Raw genomic sequence first — 24,375 nt, 5'->3', positions numbered from 1 at the left:
TGACGGGTGGATAAGTTAAAACCCTGACGGATTAATCCTGTAATCCGTGTATCCGGATTAACGAACAATTCATTCGTTAAGCGAAGCCGCGAAGGATATTTTCAATTTGCGGTAAATAACCGCCGCCGAACAAATATAAATGAATTAGCAAGGGATAAAGGTTGCAAACAGCCCACTGTTGTTCATGGTTTTTTGGCAGCGGGAAGTGATGATGATAAGCCTCGTAAAAGGGCTGGCGAAAGCCACCGAATAAAGTCGTCATGGCAAGGTCTACGGAGCGGTGGCCGAAGTAAACTGAGGGGTCAATCAAGACGGGTTCGTTGTTCTGATTGCACATAAAATTGCCGTTCCATAAATCGCCGTGTAACAAGGAAGGTTTTTCTTCGGCAAAAATTTCGGTGAGCTTTTTTTCTACGCTTTCAAATTGTTGGCGATGCGTTTTGCTCAGCAGCTTTTTGTGAAAACAGCGACCGATCATCGGCTTTAGTCTTTCTTCTGCAAAAAAATCAACCCAGGTTTTGTGTTGGCGATTGCTTTGCGGAATGCTGCCCATGTAGTTGTCTTCGTGCAAGCCAAAGGAGTCAGTAGAGATGCGGTGAAGTGTGGCTAATTGTTCCCCAAATTTTTTCCAGAAGCCTTCTGTTTTTTCGCCGGGCTGAATCCACTCCAGTACAAGAACTTGTGAGTTGGCCTGTTCAAAGCATTCAATTATTGCAGGCGTTTTTAGAATGCCTTGCTTGGCAAGCAATTCCAGCCCTGCTTTTTCCTTTTGAAACAACTGCGGAAATTCTGAAACAGAGTTTAGCTTGCAGAAAACGTTTTCGGCTCCGAAACTTATCCGGTAAGTTTCGTTGATGCTTTCGCCGCCGATGCCTGAAAATTGTACCGGGCGAACGGCGGAAAAATGTTCTGAAAGCTTTTGTTGAATGATTGATTGTATTGCGGCAGAGACCTGCATTTTTATTCAATAGAATTCCCGGACGCCGAAGTGAGTGACACAACAGACGCTGATAGTAGCACTACGGCCAAGTACATAAAAATTATTTCGCAAAGAAACAAGGAGCAAAAGGGAAGAAAAGTTCCTGCGCACATCACGTCAACCTCAAACCTCGAACTATTCTTCCTCGTCCAGCAACTCTCGTTCAATCTCTTCCATTTGCACAATGTCGCCGGCTTCACTTTCCGTTGGCGTTGCGTTCATTAATTCCAGAAGATTTTTATTGTCTAAGAAATCTTCGACGCTTTGTTGCAGTTCGCATACCACAAACGAGGCCCCGGATTCGTAAAATTTTTGTTGCAGGCGCACCAGGCTTTCGGCAGCTTCTTCTTGCACAGAATTAACAGCCTCCAGATTGAGTACCACATTTCTTATGTTACCTTTAAGCAGTTCTTCCAACGGGCGGGCTAATTCTGCTGCCAGAGTAGCAGACAACTCCTGGGTTTTTACCCTTATGACAGTAAATTTCTCTTTGGTATCAGTTTTGACTTCCATATTGGTTTAAAAGAAAAAGACGCCTACATTTATCGTCTTCGTTTGATCAAAAGTATTTTTTATTGAATAAAGCACAATCAGCAAAATGGATAATAATTTTTCCTCGCAAGTAAAAGAAATCATCTCGTTCAGCAGGGAGGAAGCGTTGCGGTTGGGCAATGATTTTATCGGGACGGAACACTTATTGCTTGGCTTAATTCGTGAGGGGGACAACACGGCGGTTCGCATTTTGAAAAGCTTTAACGTTGACCTTTATGAATTGCGCAAAGAAGTAGAGTTGGCCGTGAAAGACAAAACCGGGAAAAACATCGCCAACATCAACAGCCTGCCTTTAACCAAGCAGGCCGAAAAGGTGATTCGTGTAACGGTGCTGGAAGCAAAAGCTTTGAAAAGCCCGACCGTTGAAACCGAGCACCTGATGCTGTCCATCCTCAAGAACAAAGAAAACATTGCAACGCAAATCTTAAATCAATTTGACGTGGACTACGACATCTTCAGACAGGAACTGGGCATGGTGAAATCGAACGACACCCGTGCCGAATACCAGGAAGAAAACGACGACGATTTTGACGACGAGAAAAGCAAATACTCCGGTTCAAAATCGCGTCAGCAAGGCGCTGCCAAAAGCAAGACACCCGTGCTTGACAATTTTGGTCGCGACATTACCAAACTTGCCGAAACCGGCCAGCTTGACCCCATCATCGGCCGCGAAAAAGAAATTGAAAGGGTATCGCAGATTCTTTCGCGGCGCAAAAAGAACAACCCAATTTTAATTGGCGAGCCCGGTGTGGGTAAGACCGCTATCGTTGAAGGTCTTGCTCTTCGCATCGTGCAGCGCAAGGTAAGTCGTGTGCTGTTCGACAAACGCGTCATTTCGCTTGACCTCGCAGCACTCGTAGCCGGTACAAAATACCGTGGTCAGTTTGAAGAACGCATGAAGGCCATCATGAACGAATTGGAGAAAAACCGTGACGTGATTTTGTTCATTGACGAAATCCACACGATCGTCGGTGCAGGTGGCGCAAGCGGTTCGCTGGATGCCTCAAACATTTTTAAACCGGCTTTGGCCCGCGGCGAACTCCAATGCATTGGCGCTTCTACCCTGGATGAATACAGAATGTACATTGAGAAAGACGGTGCGCTTGACCGCCGCTTTCAGAAAGTAATGATCGATCCGCCGTCGGTAGAAGACACGATCCAGATATTGAACAACATTAAGTCGAAATACGAAGACTATCACAACGTTGATTACGACCAGGAAGCCATTGATGCCTGCGTGAAACTCAGCGACCGTTACATTACCGATCGATTGTTACCCGACAAAGCAATTGACGTGATGGACGAAGTAGGCGCAAGAGTTCACTTGAAAAACATCAACGTTCCGCAAAACATCCTTGATCTCGAAAAGAAAATCGAAGACATTAAGGTGGAAAAGAACCGCGTGGTAAAAAGCCAGAAGTTTGAAGAAGCTGCGGCTTTGCGAGATACGGAAAAACGTTTGGGTGAAGAACTGGAAAAAGCCAAGAACCAATGGGAAGAAGAAAGTAAACACAAACGCTATCCCATCGGGGAAGAAGAAATTGCCGAAGTCATCAGCATGATGACGGGCATTCCGGTGCGCAGAATGGTAGAAGCCGAAACAGAGAAACTGCGCAAAATGGCCGATGAAATGAAGGGCATGGTGGTTGGGCAAGATGAAGCCATCAGCAAAGTGGTGAAGGCCATCCAGCGCAACCGCGTGGGCTTAAAAGATCCGAAGAAGCCGATTGGTACATTCATCTTCCTTGGCCCGACCGGTGTGGGCAAAACAGAATTGGCTCGTGCACTTGCACGTCACATGTTCGACAGCGAAGACGCACTCATTCGCATTGACATGAGCGAATACATGGAAAAATTCACCGTGTCTCGTTTAATTGGTGCGCCTCCCGGATATGTTGGCTATGAAGAAGGCGGACAATTAACGGAACGTGTTCGCCGCAAGCCCTACAGCGTGATCTTGTTGGATGAAATTGAAAAGGCTCACCCTGATATTTACAACATTCTGTTGCAAGTGCTGGACGACGGCCAGTTAACCGATGGCTTGGGCCGCAAGGTTGACTTTAAGAACACCATGATCATCATGACGTCGAACATTGGTGCACGGCAATTGAAGGACTTTGGAGAAGGCGTTGGCTTTGCTACGCAGTCGAGAGTGCAGAATCAAGACGAGGCAAACAAGGCCGTGATTGAAAAAGCCTTGAAGCGCACCTTCTCGCCCGAATTCTTAAACAGGATTGACGACGTGATCATCTTCAACTCACTCACGAAAGAGCACATCTTTGAAATCATCGACATTCTGATGAAAGGTGTAATGAAGCGCTTGAACAACCTTGGTTTTAGCCTTGAATTAACGGAAGAAGCAAAAAGCTTTATTGCCGAGAAAGGTTACGACCAGCAGTTTGGTGCACGACCTTTGCACAGAGCCATTCAGAAGTATTTGGAAGACCCGCTTGCGGAAGAAATCCTGAACATGAACATCAAGAACGGCGACGTGCTGCAGGCCGATTTGGACAAAGAAGCCGGCAAGCTTACGTTTAGCCTGAAGAAAGAGGTTCAGGAAGAATCAAAAGCGTAAACCTAAAAAACAACGATAAAAAATCCCGCTGTAAGGCGGGATTTTTGTTTTACAGCCCTTATGAAAAAGAATAAAAAAGATTCTGTTGATGTAGTGATAGAAACGCCCAAAGACTGCCGCAATAAATACGCATGGGATGAAAAAGAAAAAGTTTTCCGGCTGAAAAAAATCTTGCCGCTCGGCTCTGTGTTTCCCTTCGATTTTGGTTTTGTGCCGGGAACAAAAGGTGGCGACGGCGACCCTCTTGACGTGCTGGTGATTATGGATGAACCGGCCTTTCCGGGTTGTGTTCTGGAATGTCGCATCGTTGGCGTTCTAAAAGCAAGACAAACAGAGCGGGATAAAAAAACTGAAACAAACGATCGCTTAATTGGTGTGTCGGTTTTGTCTGAGTTGTACAGCGATATTGAAGACATTAATGCTTTAAGCGAAAACATTCTCAGGCAGATTGAACAATTCTTTGTGTCGTACAATCAATTAGCCGGAAAGAAATTTGAGCCCCAAGGTTGGGCAGGAGCGGAAGAAGCCAGGAAGCTGATTGCGACTGCGAGAACGTGATATTGAGATATTGTGATAGTGGGATATTTTGTTCGCGGCAATACTTCAATATCCAATATTCTTTTCCCTCCACATTCTTTTTGCAGTCCAGATTATAGTGCTGATTTTTGCCGCATAGTCATGAAGAAAATTATCATCACCATAGACGGCTGGTCGAGCTGCGGCAAAAGCACGCTTGCCAAACAAATGGCGAAAGCCCTGAATTATGTGTACGTTGACAGCGGCGCCATGTACCGTGCCATCACGCTTTATTTTTTGCGCAACCACGTGGATTGGACCGATGAAAAAGAGGTGCACAAGGCACTAAAAGAAATCTCTCTTCAATTTGTCTTCAACGAAAAAAGCCAGCAATCGGAAATGTATTTGAACGGCGAAAACGTAGAATATGTGATTCGAGATTTGGTGGTAGCCGAAAAAGTAAGCGAAGTGGCGGCCATTAAAGAAGTGCGTGAGTTTGCCGTATCGCAGCAACAAAAAATGGGCAAAGGCCGCGGCATTGTGATGGACGGACGCGACATCGGCACCGTTGTTTTTCCAGACGCTGAATTGAAAATTTTTATGACCGCCGATAATGCCGTTCGTGTTGAGCGGCGCTTTAAGGAGTTGTACGAAAAAAATCCCAACGTAACACTCGAAGAAGTAAAAGCCAACCTTGAAATGCGCGACTATATTGATTCCAACCGCGAGTTTTCACCCTTGCGAAAAGCAGAAGACGCCGTTGTGCTGGACAACACGGCCTGCACAGAAAAAGAACAGTTTCAAAAAGCCATGAAATGGGTGCAGCAGAAACTGCAGGTTCCTGCTTAAATCTTTGCCGGCTCTATTCAGCAGGCTTTTTTACGACAATCAACTTTTTTAACCGCGGAGAGCCGCATCAGAAATTCTTTGTGCTTTTCTGCAGTCTCTGTGGTACAATGCTGCCGCGCAGCGAACAAGGTGTACAAGAGTGCGACGCAACAAAAGCCCAATGGATAGACGAACCCTTGGTCCATAAAAAGAAAAGCCCAATCGCAAACAGGATTGAGCTTTCAGAATATCGTTGTGCGGTTCTATCTTTTTATTTGCAACAACTCCACCTCAAAAATCAAGGTAGAGCCGCCGGGTATGGGGCCGCTGTCGTTCATGCCGTACGCAAGATTGTACGGAATGTAAAACTTGTATTTGGAACCAACGGGCATCAGTTGCAAACCTTCTGTCCAGCCTTTGATAACGCGGTCGAGCGGGAATTCGATGGGCTTGCCAGCCTTCGCCGAATTGTCAAACTCCGTTCCGTTAATCAATGTGCCGCGGTAGTTTACCACCACCGTGTCCGTTGCTTTTGGACGCTGCCCCTGCGCATCTTTCAGCACTTCGTACTGAATGCCGTCTGCTGTGGTTTTTATGCCCGGCTTATTTTTATTGGCAGCCAAAAACGACTTGCCTTCGGCGAGATTTTTTTTCAGCGCCGGATTAAAATAAACGGCCATCACTTCGTTGGCCTCGCCTTCGGTGAACAACCCCGGCTTGCCCGCTTGTGCGTCGGTAATGGCTTTGGCAATACACGAAACGTTGAGGTTTTTTATGCCTTGCTGGCGATAAAAGTTCGCCACGCTTAAGCCCAAAGCATACGACACGGAATCAAGCGAATTTTTTAAAAACGTTCCTTTCGCCGGCGCGATTGTCTTTTTCTTAATTGTTCTTTTTTGTGCGCTGGCCGATACGCTCAAAAGCACCAGGCCCGCTATCAAAATTTTTTTCATGCTGCAAGAAAATTAAGCCGCAAAAATAGGGGAGTGGGTTGTAAAGCTTCCTTTAATTTCGGGCCATGCTTCAGGCGCCGGCACAATTGTACAAAAACGCATACAGCGGCATTCCGCGGCCCGTTTGGTGGCTGGGTCTGGTGATGTTTGTAAACCGGTGCGGCACGATGGTGATTCCCTTTCTGACCGTCTATCTCACCACCGCAAGAGGCTTTTCGCTGGAACAAGCCGGTTATGTTATGGCGGCCTTTGGCACGGGTTCTATTTTGGGCAGCTATCTTGGCGGAAAGCTTACCGATAAGTTCGGTTCGTACTACGTTCAATTCTTTAGCCTTTTGCTGAACGGCATCATGTTTATTGTGCTGGGAAGAATGCAAACGCTGGCGCAATTTGCCGTCTGCATTTTCGTGCTAAGCAGTTTGGGCGAAGCCTTTCGCCCGGCCAACTCCGTAGCCATCGCTAATTACAGCGATGATGGCAACCGGATTCGTTGTTATTCACTCAACCGCCTGGCCATAAACCTCGGATGGTCCATTGGTCCCGCGGTTGGCGGTATTCTTGCCAGCGTCAATTACGGTTTGCTTTTTTGGGCCGACGGCCTTACCTGCATTGCGGCTTCGATACTCCTTCTCCTGTTTCTTCGGCCCGGAACAGCCGAAAAAAAAGCGGCCGTTAAAAAGATTGCGCAAAAAGAAAGTTCGGCATATCAGGACGGCCCTTTTTTGCGCGGCATGGCTTTTCTGTTTTTGATTGCCCTTGCCTTCTTTCAGTTGTTCAGCGTTGTGCCGGTTTACTACAAATCCGAATTGGGTTTGAACGAAGCCACCATTGGTTGGATATTGGCCATGAACGGACTGTTGATTGCGGCTGTTGAAATGGTGCTGGTGTACAAGCTCGAAGGCCGAAAGAATTCGCTCACTTACATCATGACCGGTGCTGCGCTCATTGCCGTTTCTTTTTTGTTTTACGAATCGGGGAAGTCGGCCACCGTGGCGGTGGTGAGCATGATATTGGTAACCTTTGGCGAGATGTTTCTCTTTCCCTTCATGAACAATTTTTGGGTAAAGCGAAGCGGCGAAAGCAACCGCGGGCAATACGCATCGGTTTACATGATGGCCTGGTCCGGCGCCTCGGTGCTGGCGCCCACACTGGCTACGCAAGTAGCCGCCCGTGCGGGTTTCGGCACCTTGTGGATTGTTGACTTTTTGTTTTGCACTATGGCCGCAGCGGGGTTTTATTTTTTAAAAAAGAGTTTTGATGAACGAGTTTAGCCGCATCATTCAAATCCGTTGGTCGGATTTAGATCCCAATTTTCATTTGCGTCATTCAGTGTATTATGACTGGGGCGCTTTTTGCCGCGTGGAATTTTTAAACGAATACGGATTGACAGCAGACGTGATGACGAAACTGCAATTCGGACCGATTTTGTTTCGCGAAGAATGCGTGTTTAGAAGAGAAATCAGGAGCGGTGATGAAGTGAAAATAAACCTTGCGGTAACGAAGTCGCGAAGGGATTATTCGCGGTGGAGCATTCAGCACCAGATTACCAAAAACGGCGATGTGCTTAGCGCTGTGTTGAGCGTTGACGGTGCGTGGATGAACGTGCGGGAACGCAAGCTGATGTCGCCACCGGAAAAGGTAATTGAAGTGTTTGAGAAGATGCCGCGTGGAAATGGATTCGAGTGGCAATGACCTGATTATCCGAAAGCTTATTGACTGATTCTTCTTGTCCGGCTTCTTAAGAAAGCCTGTATTTCATTACTGGCCTGCGGCTGGTCGGTCAGTGAAACAAATCTCTTGCTCAGGTATCCGTAGTTTTTTGTCATCAGCAAAAACCAGATCTGGAAATAATCCAGGCCGGCAAAGACAACGGCTTTATTCAAACGATACTTTTCAATGTTCTTTAGAAAGTCGGCAGGCATCTCCGTCCAGTGCAGCGAAGACCGAAGGTGATGACCGATATGATAGCCGTCGTTAAAGCATTTTTTGTTATACACCGTATTGATGCAGGTAATGCTGTTGGTGTAAACATTCTCAGGCTGTTTTTCGTCAATGAATGCATGCTGTGCCCAATTGCCAGCCATCATGGAAAAGCGGGTGAATAAGAGCGGCAAAATAAAAACAACCAGCGTGGCCTTCAGGTTAAAGAAGCAAAGCCCAACCACAAGAAGTATGTAAATGGTTTCTCCGGCCAACACCCGCCAGGCAAACTTGTGACGGTTTTTTTTGCTGAAGTAAAACGACAGGTGCAGCACGCCCAGAAAATAGAAATGAATAAGGTAATGCAAGAACGAGCGAATGCTGTCGCGCTTGTAGCTCATGGTAGAACTAAGGTCTTCCTCAAGGTTATTTTCTGCATGGTGCATGGCAATGTGGTGATGAAAATAGGTTTCGGGTGTTTGCCCGAAAAAGAGGCCCACGAACCAATGAATGTATTTGGTTAAAAAAGTGTACTTCTTTTTAAAAAGCTTTCTGTGGCAGGTGTTGTGCAACATGAGAACGTAGGGGCCAAGAAAGAAAATATACAAGGCAAAGTAGGCAACGTAAAAGAGCCAGTGAATGTCGTTGGCAAAAAAAAGAAGAAGCGCAAACGGAATGACGGTAACGGTTATTTTCAGGGTAAGGTAAATGAAAGGAAGATCTCTTTTATCGTTAATGAACTTTAAAGCAAAATTGTCAAGTTTGTTCCATCGTTCTTTCGCGAAAAAGGCCGGGTCTGTTAACACAATAGCCATAAATGAATTGGGGTTATAATTAAGAGGCGCCATTACAGTCTAAGATTCATGCCACACTATGAGTGGGCGGCGGGCAGAGACGTTAATCCCTCAATTTTGGCTAAGCCAAGTGTTAATCGTCTTTATGAAGTTTCGTGAATAGAACTGATTTGGATACGCAACAGGTCGAAACATTTGTGTTGTAGCGGTCGCTGGCAAACGCAGCAACAGAGAAATGGGAAAGAGTACGCACCCGCTATTTTACAACCACGGCAGGTACTTTATCTTTTCCGGATGACCCAATAAAAAATAACAATAAAAAAGGTTGATGCTTTCGCTGATGTGCAAATAAGCCTTGCACAGCATAAGGCTGTGATCGCCTTCGTTTGGCAGCACCACAAAATCGCGGATAACACGGAAGAAGCTTAAATACCATTTGTGAAAATGGTCAATGTCGTAATTGAAATGCGCAAGGTGCAAGTAAGGCTGATACAGTTTGTGGTAAGGTTCGTCCTTTACATACGACACCCTAAAGTATCCCAATTGGTTAGGTCGAACTTTGTGCAAACCAACTTCCCATTTGCCCCTGAACTTTTGATTGTCCTGAACCACCGTTTCGTTGTAGCCGAAATTGCGGCCGTCTTTTTTATAAAAGCCTTTCTTGAATTTCTCACCCGATAGTTTGCCCACGGGTTCGTGGTTCCAGCCGCAATAAATGTAGCCGTTTAGTTGCTCCACGTCCGGCGCGGTGCCGGTGAGCAAAACATTTTCCAGCGTGGCCTTGTCGGCTTGTGCAAGGGTTTCGTAGGTCCAGGTTTGCGCCATGGCAGGGAGTTTAAATTTTTAGCTTGTTGAAGCTTCCTTAAAGGTATTCGATAAAATTTTGTCATTGATAAAGCCTGCCTCCAGTAGAATGCCGGTTGAAATAGAAGGCAAGGGCAAAGACAGAAATCAGTCGCGGCCGGTGGCGTCCGTGTCAACGGTTTTACTTGGTGGCTCGTTGGCGGGACGCCAACGAGAGCAACAGACAGAAACCAGTGAATGGCCACGGAAGAATAAATACAATCTTCTTCGCTTAATTGCGGAGAAATGAATAAGTTCAGGCTTCAATTTTTTAACTACACATCAATGCATGCGGTATGCGAAAACTTTTTCTAACGCTTTGCTTCCAGCTTTTTCTTTTGCTTGCCTTTGCACAAAGCTTTTCGCTTGGACAAAGAGTAGAAGGCTATAATTCCGGCGAATGGTACAAGGGCACAGTCACGCAAATTGGTTCGGGCAATTACCAAGGCTACTATTACATTCAGTGGGAGAAGTATACAGTCGGCCAATGGGTGAAAGCTGAAAACGTAAGAGCCGTTAAAACGGCTGCGGCTGCAGCAGCAACAAGCCCGCGTGCAGGAGAGTATGTTATTCTTTCGTACAGTAGTCAGACAAACCCGCTACGCATTGGCTATTTTACGTTAAGCAATGGAACGTACACGTATTACAATCTCGCCAAAAAACAAATCGGTCAAGGTGCTTACACCTATAACACAAACACGAAAACCGTGCAATGGACAAGCGGGCCTTTTAAAGAGACTGCGTGGGGCGGACAGTTTGAAATTGACCGAGAAGGCAAGACGCACAAAATTCGATTGAATCGCGTAACGATTGGATCGAATAGTACGGATTCGAAATGAACGTTAAGGTATTGCTGCAGGTGGAATATTTTATGACTGTCAGTCCGTTACTGCAGCTTAGCTTGGTTTGATGATAAAACGAAGAACTTTTGCTGGGTTTTATTGGTGAAGCCTGAACAACTAGCGATAGTATCACATAGTTGATGTTTAGCGTTCAGCCCCACTTGTAGCAGTATTACTGTTGTGCGAAGACGTTTCTTTTTCAGCAAGTAACTTATCTATGTAGGCACGTTCTTCTTCAAAGGTCATGTCTTTAATTTCATTGCTGATTTGTTCACGAATTTTCCGTAAATCTTTTACTACGTTTTGTTGCGTATTAACTGTTTGCGTCGTCATAATTGATGATTTCTTTTGGTGTTCTAATTTCAATCATACCGTGTCCAAGTTGGTAGTTTATACCGTTGTAACCACGTATTTTGTCAAGGTTCACGATATGCTTGAAGTTCCAACTCACTAAAACGTCAGCTTTGGCAAGTGTCGCCATCGCAATGTGTTGGCAGTCCGCACGGCTTGTTTGTCCGACAACCTTTGCTACAATATATTGGTCAGCAAGTTGAGCTGCTTCTGGTGTCAACCTAATGTTTTCAATCTGATTTGACGGAAGTGTCGCCAAAAAGTCTCTAACTTGTTGTGGTGCTCTTAATAATTCGGCTTCTAACAAATCGGAAACAATAATTGAAAGCCGTCCATTAACAACTGCTTCAAAGAATGGAATGGTGTCAGCAGAAAACTCTTTGTCAAACTGCCCACCCACAACCGATGTATCTATGTACACCCTTTTCGTCATTGTTTCAAAGGTAAAGATTTAAAGGGGTCTCTATGAGCTTTGGAGTATCGGAGCAAGTTTCGCACAACGGTTATCGGCTTTGCGATGGGCTGGACTTCTGTGGTTCGTCTGCCTATACAAAAGTTGATTAGATTGATGGTGATGAAAATAAGAACAAAAGATGATTTGTGTACTTCCTGATAACAACCGCTGCTGATTGGCGATTTGTAGTGGATTGTTCTTCCGGCTGCCAGCCTATTGCAAAACTGTTGTTGGTGGCAGCCGTATTTAGACGAATCTAACCTCTTTTAAAGAATTCATACAGCCCTCTCATATTTCGTTGCAGTACATACAAGAAGAAGGTTAGAAAACTAAGGTAAATACCAAAATAAAAGAAAAGGCGGTATGTCAAAGAATAGCGGTCATACCAATTCATAAACTCCTCAGGGTTCTTTGCGTTGTAAATAACCTTCATGTTTGCATATTGTTCTTCGAAGGTCTTTTTACTACCACATTTTTGAGAATGTTCTATTTCTCGGCCGTCTATGGTCGTAAACGTAAAATGTGCATATTCACCTGACTAGTCTTTATAATAAGTTGAAGCAGCGTTTGTTATTATTCCGCTGGCAGCAAGTCGTAAACGCTCCTGCCTGGCGAGTATAAACTGAAGGGTTACTACAGATAGAGCGAGGAAAAAGCAAATTAGAAGTTTCTTTCTTTTCGTCACTGAAATTTCATTGGGGTGCTGTCACTGGTTGCCACCAACGGGTGTATTTACGCAACATAACTACACTTAAAAGCTTCTGCAATAAGGCACTAACTGTACAATTCTTGCCGAATAGAAATTCGAACGCACAAGAGTGCGACGCAACAGGCGATGATAGTAGCAATGCAGATCGGTTCATCATCTTCTCACAACATCTTTATCCTTTCCGGATTCGCATTCGCAAATGAACTCAACAAAGCCCGTATCGTGCTGTTGTCTTTGTACGGCGTGATGTATTCCTGGATTGCTCTTTCAGAAGTGATTTCAAAATTCTTCGGCAAATAACCCATGCCGAAAAAATTTCCCTGCACCACCATGATGCACGAAACTTCGTCTTCGGTTAAACCTTTGTCAAGCACAACATAAGAAGGCCGTTTGGTGAGTGAAGAAATAGCTTGTAGCACACGGTCGTTGTAAAGCGAGGGCAATTCTTTTTTCTCGCAGGCGCCGTTGCAATGGCCTTCGTCCATGCCCACGCAAGCGTCGTTGCTCGTTTGCATAAAGCAAAGCTTGGGGCAAAGCGAAAATTCTTTCATCAGCTTGCGCAGCACGCCGTGGCCGTCAACTTTGTAATGAAAGGTGTAAATGGGCGTGGAGTTTTTGCGCTTCTTTTCAATGGCCAATCGCATGTAACCGTTTTGGTCTTCGTACACAAAAATGCCAAAGAGTTCTTCGGGCTTTTTCTGCGACACGTTAAAGGCCGGCCACAAACGTTTTATCTCGGTTGATTCCAGTATCGCCGCCATTAGTTCCGTTGCCGTTTGCTGAAAGGAAATGGCGTGTACAGTACGCAAAAAATTTTGCTTCTGCTTGCTGTCGCTGTTGTTGCTGAAGTGCGAGTTCACGCGGCTGCGAATGTCCTTGGCCTTGCCCACGTAAACCACTTTGCCTTTTGCATCGTGGAAGTAATAGATGCCCGGTGAATGAGGCAGGGCATCAAAATGTTCTTTGGGAACGGCAGGCGGTAAAACGGCATCTTTCGAATGGCGGTTAAGCGCCGATTGTATCGCACCTTTTGCATCGCCGTTCAACAGTTTCTGAAACAGCACAACCGTAGCCGATGCGTCGCCGCCGGCACGGTGACGGTCTTTTATTTGGATGTTAAGGGAATGACAAAGATTGCCCAAACTGTAGGAAGGAAAGCCCGGAAAAATTTGTCGCGCCAGGCGTACCGTGCAAAGCTTTTTTACGTTGAGCGAATAACCAAAATGCGCCAGGCTGCTTTTGATAAACGAGTAGTCGAAGTTGACGTTGTGCGCCACAAAAATATTGCCTTGCAAAACGGTAAAAACTTTTTCGGCAATCTCTTCAAAGTACGGAGCATCGGCCACCATTTCGTTGGTAATGCCGGTAAAAGCCTGGATGTAGCGCGGGATGGTTTTTCCGGGATTGACCAGGGTTTCAAATTGCTCAATGACTTTTTCTCCGTCAAATACCTGAATGGAGATTTCGGTAATGCCGTTAGCCGCCGCATAGCTGCCCGTCGTTTCAATGTCTACAATGGCGTACATCGCTTTGTTCACTTGTTTGGCTGTTCACTTGTTTACCTGTTTACGCAAACCGTTACATTCGTCCACCAACAAGTGAACAAGTGAACGGGTAAACAATAAAGGACGTCGAAGGTCTAAAATTTTTGGCAATGGCACAATCAGTGGAAAAATTTTTATCGTTAAAAAACCGGCTCGAAAAAGTTTACCGTCACCTGAGCAAAGGAGCGAGGCGGCAAGGCATTTCCTGTTACCGCATTTACGACCACGACTTGCCTGAAGCGCCGTTTATTGTGGAAGTTTACGAAGACAAATTGTACGTTTCGGAATACAAGCGGCGACACAATCTCGGCGATGAAGAGCACGAAGAATGGCTGGCTGAATGCCTGCGCATCATGAGCGAAGTAACCGGCATTGCACCGCAAAATATTTACACCAAATTGCGGCAGCGTAAAGAGGGCAGAGGTGGGCAATACCAGAAAGTGGCCGAAGACAAAAATGAATTTGTGGTAAGCGAAGGCGGCTTGAAGTTTATCGTCAACTTAAGTGACTATCTCGACACAGGTTTGTTCCTCGATCACCGCATTACGCGGCAAATGGTGCGTGAACAAAGCAGCGGGAAACGGGTGCTGAATCTTTTTTGCTACACGGGTTCGTTCTCCGTTTATGCGGCAGCCGGCGGCGCAAGCGAAGTTGTCTCCGTTGATCTTTCAAAAACTTACCTGGCGTGGGTTGAAAAGAACATGGCGTTGAATTTTCCGGGTGAAAAAAAACATAAAGTCATTCATGCCGATGTACTGCAATACTTGAAAGAACTGCCCGCGGGAAGTTTTGATTTGATTGTGATGGACCCGCCGACCTTTAGCAACAGCAAACGAATGGAAGACATATTGGACATTCAACGAGATCACGTCTCTCTCGTCAACGATTGCTTAAAGGCGCTTACGCAAAACGGTTTGCTTTACTTCAGCACCAATTACACAAAATTTATTTTGGAAAAAGACAAAATCCATTCTTCACAAATCAAAGACATCACCCGGCAAACAACGCCTTTTGATTTTGCCGGCAAACTAAAACGGCAATGTTTTCAAATCACCAAATAAATACCGTTGCACAAAAAAGCCGGCGCAAGGCCGGCTTTTGCTTGTTGGTATTGGTTCATCATTACAGTGTCTTCAGTACGTCGTTCATGTTGCGAACGGCATCGGCACTCTTGTTGAAAAGGCCTTGCTCTTCTTCGTTCAGCTTGTAGTCAACAACTTTTTCCCAGCCGCCTTTGCCAATCACCACAGGCACGCCAAGGCAAATATCCTTTTGCCCGTATTCGCCGTTCAGCGCAACGCAGCAAGGGAAGAGGCGCTTTTCATCTCGCACAATGCTTTCTACCAAAGCCGCACTTGCTGCGCCGGGTGCGTACCAGGCCGATGTGCCGATAAGCTTTGTCAGCGTAGCGCCGCCCACCATTGTATCCGCCACAATTTTCTTCTGTTGTTCTTCGCTTAAATATTCCGTTACCGGAACAGAGTTCCACGTTGCGTAGCGAATCAAGGGAATCATCGTTGTATCGCCATGGCCGCCAATCACCGTTGCGTTCAAGTCGCTCGGCGAACAACCTAAGGCCTGGCTCAAATAATATTTAAAGCGGGAACTATCGAGAATGCCGCCCATGCCGATGACTTTGTTCTGCGGCAAACCGCTTGTCGTCATCGTCAGGTAAGTCATCGTGTCCATCGGGTTGCTTACTACCACGATGATGGCATCGGGTGAGTGCTGCAAAATGTTTTGCGTAACGCCGCGAACAATGTTGGCGTTGGTGCCAATGAGTTCTTCGCGGGTCATGCCCGGTTTGCGCGGCAGGCCGGAGGTGATGACAACGACATCGGAGCCTTTTGTTTTTGCGTAGTCGTTCGTACTGCCAACAACTTTTGTGTCAAAGCCAAGCAGTTGAGCGGTTTGCATCATGTCCGTGGTCTTTCCTTCGGCCAGGCCTTCTTTAATGTCGAGCAGCACCAGTTCTTCACACAATTCTTTGCGGGCAATATTATCGGCAGTGGTTGCGCCAACCGCACCAGCGCCTACAACGGTAATTTTCATTTCGTGAAACGATTTATGTGTAAGAAAATATTTGTGTCGCAAAAGTAAGGGAAGAAAAAGGTTCCGGGTTTGAAGTTTGAGGTTTGGAGTTGGCGTGCGCAGATGCTTTCTTCTCCTTTGCCCCTTTGCTCCGTGCGAAATAATTTTTTATGGACCAGAAGCCAAGGCATCCATTGAGCATCGTTGCGTCGCACTCTTGTGCGCCTTGTTCGCTGCGCGGCAAGATTGAACTATAAAGAACACAGCGAAGGACAAAAAAAATTCTCTGTGTTCTCCGTGGTCAAAATCACCGGAACAGCAAACTGCTGTCGCCGTAACTTAAAAAGCGGTAATCGTTCTGCAAGGCGTGTTCGTACACTTTTTTCCAATCCTCGCCAATGAAAGCTGCCACCAACAACAAGAGTGTAGATTGCGGCTGGTGAAAATTGGTAACCAGCGCCGACGGAATTTTAAATTGGTAACCCGGCACAATCAACAAACTCGTTCGGCAATGCAGTTGTGTAATCGCTCTTTCATCCATCCATTGCACAATTGCTTCTAAACTTTTTTTGTAATCCACATCGCTGGACAAGGAATAAACTTCCCATTGGCCGAGAATCCATTCATCCGCAAGTGATCCGTTCAGCAACTTCACACCGAGCCAGTAAATACTTTCAAGCGTTCGCAGCGAGGTTGTTCCAACGGCAACAATCGTATTGGCTTCAATGATTTTTTGCAAGGCCGCTTTCTCTACCGTAAAATCTTCGCCGTGCATTTGGTGGTCGGCAATAGCACTTGACTTGACCGGCTTAAAGGTTCCTGCGCCGACGTTCAGCGTAACGAATTCGGTTTGCATATTTTTTTTACGCAAGGCTTCAAACACGGCATCGGTAAAATGCAAAGCCGCAGTTGGTGCGGCAACCGAGCCTTCGTATTTGCCAAAGATGGTTTGATAGCGGGCAGCATCTATTTCCTCAGCACCTCTTTTAATATAAGGCGGTAGTGGAATGGCCCCGGCAGCGTGCAGAACTTGTACAAAATGAAAATCTTCGGGCTGCCAGTCAAACTGAATGATAAAACTGTCCTCAACCTTGCCTAAATATCTTGCCTGAAGAATTACCTTTTTGTCCTCAACGCTCAGGCTCTTCTCAAGTACCTGCCCCGGTTTCCATTTTGAAGCGCCACCAATGAGGCATTGCCATTTGCACGAGCCTTGCTGCTGCAAAGCGTTTTCCATGCTTTGCAAGTGCGGTTCCAGGCAAAAAATTTCAATCACACCGCCGCTTTGCTTTTTAAAAAGCAGCCGTGCTTCAATGACTTTGGTATTGTTCAATATTAATAAGCTGTTGGGAGGAAGTTGTTGCGGCAGGTTGTAGAAGCGGTCATGGGTGATCTTCCCACTTTTGTACACCAACAGCTTTGAGTCGTCTCTTTTTGGTAACGGATACGCGGAGATGCGTTCGTTTGGAAGGTTATACGTGTAGTCTTCTATCAGAATTTTTTCAGCGTTTATCATAATACGGCTAACAACAGCAAGAGTTCAAGAATTAGTTGTGGATTACTCTGAGTTTATCCACAGTTATTCACATGCAATGCACAGCGAAAATCTTTCGCTGAACCAATTTTTTGCGTGAAACACAGTGAAATAAACGGCTTTCATCTTTTTGCGCAACGTGGAAAACTATACCGCACGAAATCGCGTAACGAAAGTGGTAAAAAGTGTTATTTTGTGTCGAATCTTTAAACACTTTTCCCAAATCTTCCATGGCAGGCTTTCTCGGCGAATTCGAAGTTACGTTGGACGCTAAGGGTCGCTTTCTGCTTCCAGCAGGCTTGAAAAAGCAATTGCCGGAGGGCGAAAATACGCACTTCGTCATCAACCGTGGCTTTGAAAAATGCCTGAGCCTTTACACCAAACAAGCCTGGGAGCCTGTGTTTGAAAAGATTAGTTCGTTGAACCAGTTTGATCCGGAGGTGAGAAATTTCGTTCGCTATTTTTTGAACGGTGCAACGGAAGTGGAGATAGATTCTGCGGGTCGCCTGCTGTTGCCGCCGAACCTGAAAGAATATGCGGGTTTGATAAAAGACGCGGTGCTCTCATCATCGGTTGACAAGATCGAAATCTGGTCGAAGGATGCTTACCAACAGTTCTTTGAGAATTATTCGCCAACCCAGTTTAGTGCGCTGGCGCAAAAAGTAATGGGAGGGGAATCGAAGTAAGATGGAAGAAAGAAACGAGACATCTTACCACGTTCCCGTTTTGCTGAACGAAGTCATCGAATACCTCGCCGTTAAGCCGGCGGGTGTTTACGTTGATTGCACCTTCGGCGGCGGCGGGCATTCAAAAGCCATTCTTCAAAAATTAAACAAGAATGGAAAGCTGGTTGCTTTTGACCAGGATGCTGACGCCAAACAAAATTTACCCGACGACGAGCGGGTTGTTTTTGTTCCGCACAACTTCCGGCACTTGCAACGTTTTTTGCGCTTGAACGGCATAAATGAAGTGGACGGAGTGTTGGCTGACCTGGGCGTTAGCAGTTACCAGTTTGACGAAAGGAGCCGCGGCTTTTCCATTCGCTTCGATGCATCGCTTGATATGCGCATGGACCAACGCGGCGAGAAAACGGCAGCCGATGTTCTGAACAATTACAGCGAAGCGGAATTGCACAAGCTCTTTGAACAATACGGCGAAGTGACGAATTCAAAAACATTGGCGAAGCTGATTGTCGAAAAGCGAAAGACTGCACCTTTTCAAAGCAGCGAAGCTTTCAGAGATGCGGTGTTCAGCGCGGTGAAAGGCAATCCCAATAAATATTTTGCGCAGGTCTATCAAGCCTTGCGCATGGAGGTTAACGAAGAAGTGCCCGCACTGAAAGAAATGTTGCAGCAATTACCTAACGTGTTGAAAAAGGGCGGACGTGCGGCAGTCATCACCTTCCATTCGATAGAAGACCGGTTGGTGAAGACTTTTTTTCAACGCGAAACCTTCGTTACCGAAGAAGAAAATCCTTTCGTTTCGGTAGAGATAACAAGGCATTTAAAAAAAATAAACAAAAAGCCCATTGTGGCTTCGGAAAGTGAAGTGCGATTGAATCCGCGGGCAAGAAGTGCCAAGCTTCGGGTAGCGGAGAAAATGTGAAACAAATAAATGTATGGAACAAGCGAAGAAAAGAAAATACAAATGGAACCGGTGGCTGAACTATCAGTCCATCGTAAAGCAGATTCCGTTTTTTCTTTTTCTGGCTTTGCTGGCAGTGGTGTACATCTATAACGGGCACAACGCCGATAAAACCATTCGACACATTGGCAAAGCCAGCAGCGAACTGAAAGACCTGCAGGGCGAATACAAATCCGTAACCGGCGATGTGCTGTTGCGCAGCCGGCAAAGCGAGATGGTAGAAACCGTAAAGCCTTTGGGCTTAAAAGAACTGACAACGGAACCGGTGATATTGGTTGACAGTACAAAAGAGTAGGCAAACAAGAATGTAGATACAAAACCAACAAACGACCTAACGCAAAGCAGAACGTGGAAATCAAAAAAGACATATTGTGGCGGGCTTACTTAAGCTTCATTGGTATGGTGGTGTTCAGCCTCTTTGTGTTGGGTCGTGCGGCTTACATTCAAAACGTGCAGGGAGATCACTGGCGCAGTCTTTCCGACAGCATGCACCAGAAGTACATTGCGCTTGATGCCGAACGCGGTACTATCTTCAGTGAAGACGGCCAGATGCTCAGCACCTCGATTCCTTTCTTTGATATTTATATTGATTTTGGCGCGGAAGGTCTGCATGAGAAAAACGGCAAGCGCTTTCGCGAAAACCTGGATTCACTTTCTATTTCTCTTGCCAACCTGTTTGGTGACAAACCCGTTTCTGCTTATCGCAAAGAACTAAAGCAAGGTTACCAGGACGAAAACCGTTATTATCTTCTGCACAAGGGTCTCACGTTTGAGCAATACAAAAAGTTTAGAAGCTTCCCGCTCGTTCGATTGGGCCGTAACAAAAGCGGTGTGATTGCAGAAGAACACAGCAAGCGTTTAAACCCCTTTGGTTTGCTTGCACGCCGCACCATTGGGCTTGCACGGGAGAACGCACAGAACGTGGGCATTGAACGCACTTACGACAATATGTTACAGGGGCAAACCGGTAAGCAACTTGTGCGTTACATTGCCGGCGGTGCGCCCATCCCCGTTGAAGGTTACCAGATAGAACCCGAGAACGGCAAAGACGTTTACACTACGCTTGACATTCACATGCAAGACATGGTGGAGTCGGCCTTGATGAAGATGATGCAGCAAAGCGGTTCGGAACACGGCACGGCTATCGTGATGGAAACAAAAACAGGTAAGATCAAAGCCATCGCCAATCTTGGCCGCCAAAAAAAGGATACCGGTTACAGCGAAACGATGAACTATGCGCTGCAAACAACAGAGCCGGGTTCTACCATCAAACTGGCAACGCTGTTGGCGGTTCTTGATCACGGTTCCAGCAAGATTGACGACATGGTGGAAGTAGGTTCTGCGGGGCATGAATACGTTGGTGTGAGAAACGTGAACGACGCAGAAAGAGCGCCAAAACCTTTGCTGACCGTTCGCGAATGTTTTGCGCACAGTTCAAATGTGGGCTTTGCAAAACTGGCTTACAAAGCCTTTGCCGACAAGCCCGATGTTTACAAAAGCTATCTTCAAAAATTTCATCTCGATAAAAAAACAGGCATTGATCTTTTAGGAGAAACACCGCCTTTATTGCCGCGCATCAAACGCAACAAAGAAGGTCTTCACGCGATGGTGACTGCGGCCTTTGGTTATGCCTTGCAGGTAAGCCCGCTGCACACGTTGATGCTTTACAACGCCATTGCCAACGACGGTAAGATGATGAAGCCTTATTTGGTGAACAGTATTAAAGACAACGGCGTCACCGTAAAAGAATTCGAGCCGACAGTGCTTGACGAAAAGCTTTGCAAACCCGAAGTAATTGCCGCGGCAAAAAGCAGCATGGAAGCCGTTGTTTCCATTGGAACCGGCGCACCTGTGTTTAAAAATTTTCCGATTCCCGTTGCCGGCAAAACCGGTACGGCGCACGTAGCCGGCGGTGATGTGGGTTACGAAGACGGCATTTATCAAGCCTCTTTTGTTGGTTATTTCCCCGCTGATAACCCACAATATACTTGCGTCGTGGTAATCAAAACCAAGCCCCACGCACCCATTCACTTTGGTGGACAATTGGCAGCGCCGGTGTTTAAAGAAATTGTAACCGGCGTTTACTCGCAATACATGCGGGATAAAAATATTGGAGTGGTTACCGTGGTGCCGGATAGCTCATCGTACATCTATGCCGGCAGTAAAGACGATATGCAGAAAGTGTTGCAACAGTTAAGCATCCGATACGTGGATTCGATGGACAAAGGAACATCGCTTGGGCAATTGTATCCATATAATTATAAGCCAGTTGCCAAAACCGTTTTGGAAACAAAAGCCGTGATGCCTGATGTGCGCCACATGACCTTGCGTGATGCCTTGTACGTGTTGGAAAGCCGCAACATAAAAGTGACCGTAAAAGGCAAAGGCAAAGTAGAGGCGCAAGACATATTGCCTGGAACACCGTTAAAGAAAAATACAACCGTAACCATTTTATTAAACTAAGTGAAGACGCTTGCTGATATATTGTATAAGGTGCCTTTAAAGGCTGTATCGGGTTCAACCGATGTCGTAGTGAGCGGTGTGCAGATTGATTCCCGTAAAGCATCAAACCGCAGCGTATTTGTGGCAGTAAAAGGTGTGGCAATTGACGGTCACAAGTTTATTGATAAAGCCATTGAGCTTGGTGCGATTGCCGTTGTTTGCGAAGAGTTGCCTTCGCAGCAAAAGGAAGGTGTGACCTACGTGCAAACCGAAAGCACTGCGGAAGCGGCTGGCATTCTCGCACACAATTTTTACGGGCAGCCTTCGCAAAAATTAAAGCTCGTTGGTGTAACCGGAACGAACGGTAAAACAACCATTGCAACGCTTCTGTATAAACTGTTCATTTGTCTCGGCTATCAATGTGGGTTGGTTAGCACAGTAGAAAACATCATCAACGGAAAGATCATTCCTTCTACTCATACAACGCCGGATGCAATCAGTTTGAATGCTTTGTTGAAGCAAATGGTAGACGAAGGTTGCGAATACGCTTTTATGGAGGTGAGTTCACACGCCGTGCATCAAAGAAGAATTGCAGGATTGGAATTTGTTGGCGCCCTATTCAGTAACATTACCCACGATCATCTTGATTATCACAAAACCTTTGACGAATACATCAAGGCGAAGAAGGCTTTCTTTGACGGCCTTTCTTCTTCGGCCTTTGCCATCACCAATATAGACGACAAACGCGGCCTGGTGATGTTGCAAAACACGGCGGCAAAAAAGCTTTCGTACAGCCTGCGTTCGATGGCCGATTTCAAAGGAAAGATTTTGGAGAACGGCCTCTCGGGTTTGGTAATGACCATCAACGACCAGGAAGTTCATTTCCGGTTGATTGGTGAATTCAACGCCTACAATCTTCTGGCGGTTTACGGGGCGGCCGTTTCACTTGGGCAAGACAAGCAGGAAGTGCTGCAATGCTTGAGCAATACAACCGGTGCAGAAGGACGGTTTGACTACACGGTTTCGCCAAAAGAAAAAGTCATTGCCATTGTTGATTATGCACACACCCCGGATGCGTTGATTAACGTATTGGCGACCATAAAAAAATTAAGACAAGGAAACGAACAGGTGATAACCGTTGTGGGTTGCGGTGGCGATAGGGACAAAACAAAACGTCCGGTAATGGGCGAAGTGGCTTGCGAACACAGCGACAAAGTCATCTTCACCAGCGACAATCCGCGCAGCGAAGACCCGATGGAAATACTGAATGACATGGAAACGGGTTTGCCGGTTTCTGCCAAGCGGAAATACATTGCCATTGCCGACAGAAAGCAAGCGATTAAAACTGCCATCTCCATGGCGCAGCCGGAAGACATTGTTTTGGTGGCGGGTAAAGGACACGAAAAATATCAGGAGATAAACGGTGTAAAGCATCACTTCGACGACAAAGAAGTGGTGCAGGAAATGTTTGAATTATTAAATAAGTAGCCGTCAGCTATCGGCCTTCAGCTTTCAGAGCTGATGGCTGACAACTGATAACTGAAAGCAAAACAAAAATGCTGTATCATCTTTTTGAATGGTTAAGAGCAAACAACATCCGCTTCCCCGGAAGCGAACTGTTTCGCTTTATCACCTTCCGGATATTGATAGCAGTGTTGTTGTCGCTTTTCATCACCACCATTTACGGCAAAAATATCATCCGGCTTTTGCAGCGCAAGCAAATGGGCGAGTCGGTGCGTGAACTGGGCCTGCAGGGCGAACAACAAAAGAAGGGCACGCCAACCATGGGCGGGCTGATCATCATTGCCGCTATTCTCATTCCTACCTTGTTACTTGCCGATCTGACAAAGGTGTACATCCGACTGATGATTTTCTGCACGGTGTGGATGGGCGCCATCGGCTTTTTGGATGACTATTTAAAGATTCGGGCAAAGCGCATTGCACAGCAAAAAGGAATTGCCTACAAAAAAAGCGACAGCGATGGTTTGGCTGGCAAGTTCAAAATATTTGGACAAGTAATGTTGGGCATCGTGGTAGGCGCAACTCTCTATTTCAACCAGAACGTAAAGATTTGGCGTGAGTATGTAGGCGCCGACAAAGGCATCGTTGCCAAGGCATCGGATTCAACTTACAAAGGACCATTCAAGGTTGTCATCATTAACGGAAAGAAGAGAGTGTTTGTGGAAGCAAAATCTTTCGTTACCACCATTCCTTTTGTAAAAAACCACGAGTTTAACTACGCAAGATTATTGCCGGCGGCCTGGAGCGATTATACCTGGATACTCTATATTCTCGTAACCATTTTTATTGTAACGGCTGTGTCCAACGGTGCAAACCTGACCGATGGGTTAGACGGTTTGGCAACGGGAACGTCGGCCGTTATCTGCGGCGCCTTCGGCATTTTTGCTTATGCCAGCGGCAGTTTATTAATTGCCGATTATCTCAACATCATGTACATCCCCAACCTTGCCGAGCTTTCCATTTTCATCGGTGCGTTGGTGGGCGCCTGCATCGGCTTCTTGTGGTACAACTCTTACCCGGCGCAGGTTTTCATGGGCGATACGGGAAGTTTAACACTTGGCGGCATCATTGCGGCCCTTGCATTTATCGTTCACAAAGAATTGTTGATACCGCTGATTTGCGCTGTGTTCTTTGTAGAAACATTGAGCGTAACGCTGCAGGTATCGTATTTCAAATACACGAAGAAAAAATACGGTGAAGGCCGGCGGATTTTTTTAATGAGTCCCTTGCATCACCATTATCAAAAGAAAGGTTACCCTGAAGCGAAGATTGTCACACGGTTTTGGATCGTTACCATTCTGTGTGCTGTTGTTTCGATTGTAACCTTAAAAATAAGATAGACA

Annotated in this window: 23 protein-coding genes; 13 read left to right on the top strand and 10 right to left on the bottom strand. The window is 46.1% G+C overall.

The window, feature by feature from the left end:
- Positions 1–76: 76 nt before the first annotated feature.
- Both FSB75_RS09170 and FSB75_RS09165 read right to left on the bottom strand, forming a co-directional pair.
- A complete protein-coding gene (locus FSB75_RS09170) occupies positions 77–958 on the bottom strand; it encodes a fructosamine kinase family protein (RefSeq protein ID WP_146785988.1) in 882 nt (293 codons plus the stop codon).
- 156 nt (positions 959–1,114) lie between these two features.
- On the bottom strand, positions 1,115–1,492 hold the full coding sequence (locus FSB75_RS09165; RefSeq protein WP_146785985.1) for an STAS domain-containing protein: 378 nt from the start codon (positions 1,490–1,492) through the stop codon (positions 1,115–1,117).
- A gap of 85 nt (positions 1,493–1,577) precedes the next feature.
- On the opposite strand from FSB75_RS09165, the gene FSB75_RS09160 reads away from it, so the two are divergent.
- From FSB75_RS09160 to cmk, 3 genes are all read left to right on the top strand, one after another.
- A complete protein-coding gene (locus FSB75_RS09160; protein WP_146785982.1) occupies positions 1,578–4,106 on the top strand; it encodes an ATP-dependent Clp protease ATP-binding subunit in 2,529 nt (842 codons plus the stop codon).
- Between the two features lie 60 nt (positions 4,107–4,166).
- A complete protein-coding gene (locus FSB75_RS09155; RefSeq protein ID WP_146785979.1) occupies positions 4,167–4,664 on the top strand; it encodes an inorganic diphosphatase in 498 nt (165 codons plus the stop codon).
- Positions 4,665–4,784: 120 nt separating this feature from the next.
- Positions 4,785–5,471, top strand: a complete 687-nt coding sequence (cmk, locus tag FSB75_RS09150; protein WP_146785976.1) for a (d)CMP kinase — start codon at positions 4,785–4,787, stop codon at positions 5,469–5,471.
- A 242-nt stretch (positions 5,472–5,713) separates the two neighbouring features.
- On the opposite strand, the gene FSB75_RS09145 is transcribed toward cmk, so the two are convergent.
- Positions 5,714–6,403, bottom strand: coding sequence for an FKBP-type peptidyl-prolyl cis-trans isomerase (locus FSB75_RS09145; protein WP_146785973.1), 690 nt, complete (start codon positions 6,401–6,403; stop codon positions 5,714–5,716).
- Between the two features lie 65 nt (positions 6,404–6,468).
- Between FSB75_RS09145 and FSB75_RS09140 the strand changes: the two genes are divergently transcribed.
- Positions 6,469–7,674 carry an MDR family MFS transporter gene (locus tag FSB75_RS09140; protein ID WP_146785969.1) on the top strand — a complete coding sequence of 402 codons (1,206 nt, stop codon included), beginning with the start codon at positions 6,469–6,471 and terminating at the stop codon, positions 7,672–7,674.
- Positions 7,661–8,095, top strand: coding sequence for an acyl-CoA thioesterase (locus FSB75_RS09135; RefSeq protein ID WP_146785964.1), 435 nt, complete (start codon positions 7,661–7,663; stop codon positions 8,093–8,095). The genes FSB75_RS09140 and FSB75_RS09135 overlap by 14 nt, the downstream gene beginning before the upstream one ends.
- 17 nt (positions 8,096–8,112) lie before the next feature.
- On the opposite strand, the gene FSB75_RS09130 is transcribed toward FSB75_RS09135, so the two are convergent.
- Positions 8,113–9,138 carry a fatty acid desaturase family protein gene (locus FSB75_RS09130; RefSeq protein WP_146785962.1) on the bottom strand — a complete coding sequence of 342 codons (1,026 nt, stop codon included), beginning with the start codon at positions 9,136–9,138 and terminating at the stop codon, positions 8,113–8,115.
- 240 nt (positions 9,139–9,378) lie between these two features.
- Positions 9,379–9,942, bottom strand: a complete 564-nt coding sequence (locus FSB75_RS09125) for a hypothetical protein (RefSeq protein WP_146785958.1) — start codon at positions 9,940–9,942, stop codon at positions 9,379–9,381.
- 314 nt (positions 9,943–10,256) lie between these two features.
- On the opposite strand from FSB75_RS09125, the gene FSB75_RS09120 reads away from it, so the two are divergent.
- Entirely contained in the window at positions 10,257–10,799 is a 543-nt protein-coding gene (locus FSB75_RS09120) for a hypothetical protein (RefSeq protein WP_146785955.1), read from the top strand.
- Positions 10,800–10,946: 147 nt separating this feature from the next.
- Here FSB75_RS09120 and FSB75_RS09115 read toward each other — a convergent pair whose 3' ends face one another.
- The 3 genes from FSB75_RS09115 to FSB75_RS09105 form a co-directional block, all read right to left on the bottom strand.
- Positions 10,947–11,135, bottom strand: coding sequence for a hypothetical protein (locus FSB75_RS09115; RefSeq protein WP_146785952.1), 189 nt, complete (start codon positions 11,133–11,135; stop codon positions 10,947–10,949).
- A complete protein-coding gene (locus FSB75_RS09110) occupies positions 11,116–11,586 on the bottom strand; it encodes a PIN domain-containing protein (RefSeq protein WP_146785948.1) in 471 nt (156 codons plus the stop codon). The genes FSB75_RS09115 and FSB75_RS09110 overlap by 20 nt, the downstream gene beginning before the upstream one ends.
- 891 nt (positions 11,587–12,477) lie before the next feature.
- Positions 12,478–13,854, bottom strand: a complete 1,377-nt coding sequence (locus FSB75_RS09105) for an exonuclease domain-containing protein (protein ID WP_262711963.1) — start codon at positions 13,852–13,854, stop codon at positions 12,478–12,480.
- Positions 13,855–13,970: 116 nt separating this feature from the next.
- On the opposite strand from FSB75_RS09105, the gene FSB75_RS09100 reads away from it, so the two are divergent.
- Positions 13,971–14,921: a class I SAM-dependent methyltransferase gene (locus tag FSB75_RS09100; protein ID WP_146785943.1), complete on the top strand. Its 951-nt coding sequence runs from the start codon at positions 13,971–13,973 to the stop codon at positions 14,919–14,921.
- A gap of 61 nt (positions 14,922–14,982) precedes the next feature.
- Here FSB75_RS09100 and mdh read toward each other — a convergent pair whose 3' ends face one another.
- Both mdh and FSB75_RS09090 read right to left on the bottom strand, forming a co-directional pair.
- Positions 14,983–15,912, bottom strand: a complete 930-nt coding sequence (gene mdh / locus FSB75_RS09095) for a malate dehydrogenase (RefSeq protein ID WP_146785940.1) — start codon at positions 15,910–15,912, stop codon at positions 14,983–14,985.
- Positions 15,913–16,198: 286 nt separating this feature from the next.
- Positions 16,199–17,407 (bottom strand): S-adenosylmethionine:tRNA ribosyltransferase-isomerase, encoded by a 1,209-nt coding sequence (locus FSB75_RS09090; RefSeq protein WP_227990875.1) that lies wholly within the window; start codon positions 17,405–17,407, stop codon positions 16,199–16,201.
- Positions 17,408–17,655: 248 nt separating this feature from the next.
- Between FSB75_RS09090 and mraZ the strand changes: the two genes are divergently transcribed.
- The 6 genes from mraZ (at position 17,656) to mraY (ending at position 24,372) form a co-directional block, all read left to right on the top strand.
- A complete protein-coding gene (mraZ, locus tag FSB75_RS09085) occupies positions 17,656–18,111 on the top strand; it encodes a division/cell wall cluster transcriptional repressor MraZ (protein ID WP_146785937.1) in 456 nt (151 codons plus the stop codon).
- 1 nt (position 18,112) lies between these two features.
- The gene (gene rsmH, locus FSB75_RS09080) at positions 18,113–19,030 is read left to right on the top strand and encodes a 16S rRNA (cytosine(1402)-N(4))-methyltransferase RsmH (RefSeq protein WP_146785934.1); all 918 of its coding nucleotides are present in this window, start codon (positions 18,113–18,115) and stop codon (positions 19,028–19,030) included.
- Positions 19,031–19,043: 13 nt separating this feature from the next.
- Positions 19,044–19,364 carry an FtsL-like putative cell division protein gene (locus FSB75_RS09075; RefSeq protein ID WP_146785931.1) on the top strand — a complete coding sequence of 107 codons (321 nt, stop codon included), beginning with the start codon at positions 19,044–19,046 and terminating at the stop codon, positions 19,362–19,364.
- A gap of 53 nt (positions 19,365–19,417) precedes the next feature.
- Positions 19,418–21,532, top strand: coding sequence for a penicillin-binding protein (locus tag FSB75_RS09070; protein ID WP_146785928.1), 2,115 nt, complete (start codon positions 19,418–19,420; stop codon positions 21,530–21,532).
- Positions 21,533–22,999 (top strand): UDP-N-acetylmuramoyl-L-alanyl-D-glutamate--2,6-diaminopimelate ligase, encoded by a 1,467-nt coding sequence (locus FSB75_RS09065; protein WP_146785925.1) that lies wholly within the window; start codon positions 21,533–21,535, stop codon positions 22,997–22,999.
- A 68-nt stretch (positions 23,000–23,067) separates the two neighbouring features.
- On the top strand, positions 23,068–24,372 hold the full coding sequence (mraY, locus tag FSB75_RS09060; RefSeq protein WP_146785922.1) for a phospho-N-acetylmuramoyl-pentapeptide-transferase: 1,305 nt from the start codon (positions 23,068–23,070) through the stop codon (positions 24,370–24,372).
- Positions 24,373–24,375 lie beyond the last annotated feature (3 nt).

It is taken from the genome of Flavisolibacter ginsenosidimutans (genome assembly GCF_007970805.1).
Classification (GTDB): Bacteria; Bacteroidota; Bacteroidia; order Chitinophagales; family Chitinophagaceae; genus Flavisolibacter; species Flavisolibacter ginsenosidimutans.
The sequence above is the reverse complement of the archived record's forward strand: the minus strand, read 5'-3'. Positions and strand labels throughout refer to the sequence as shown.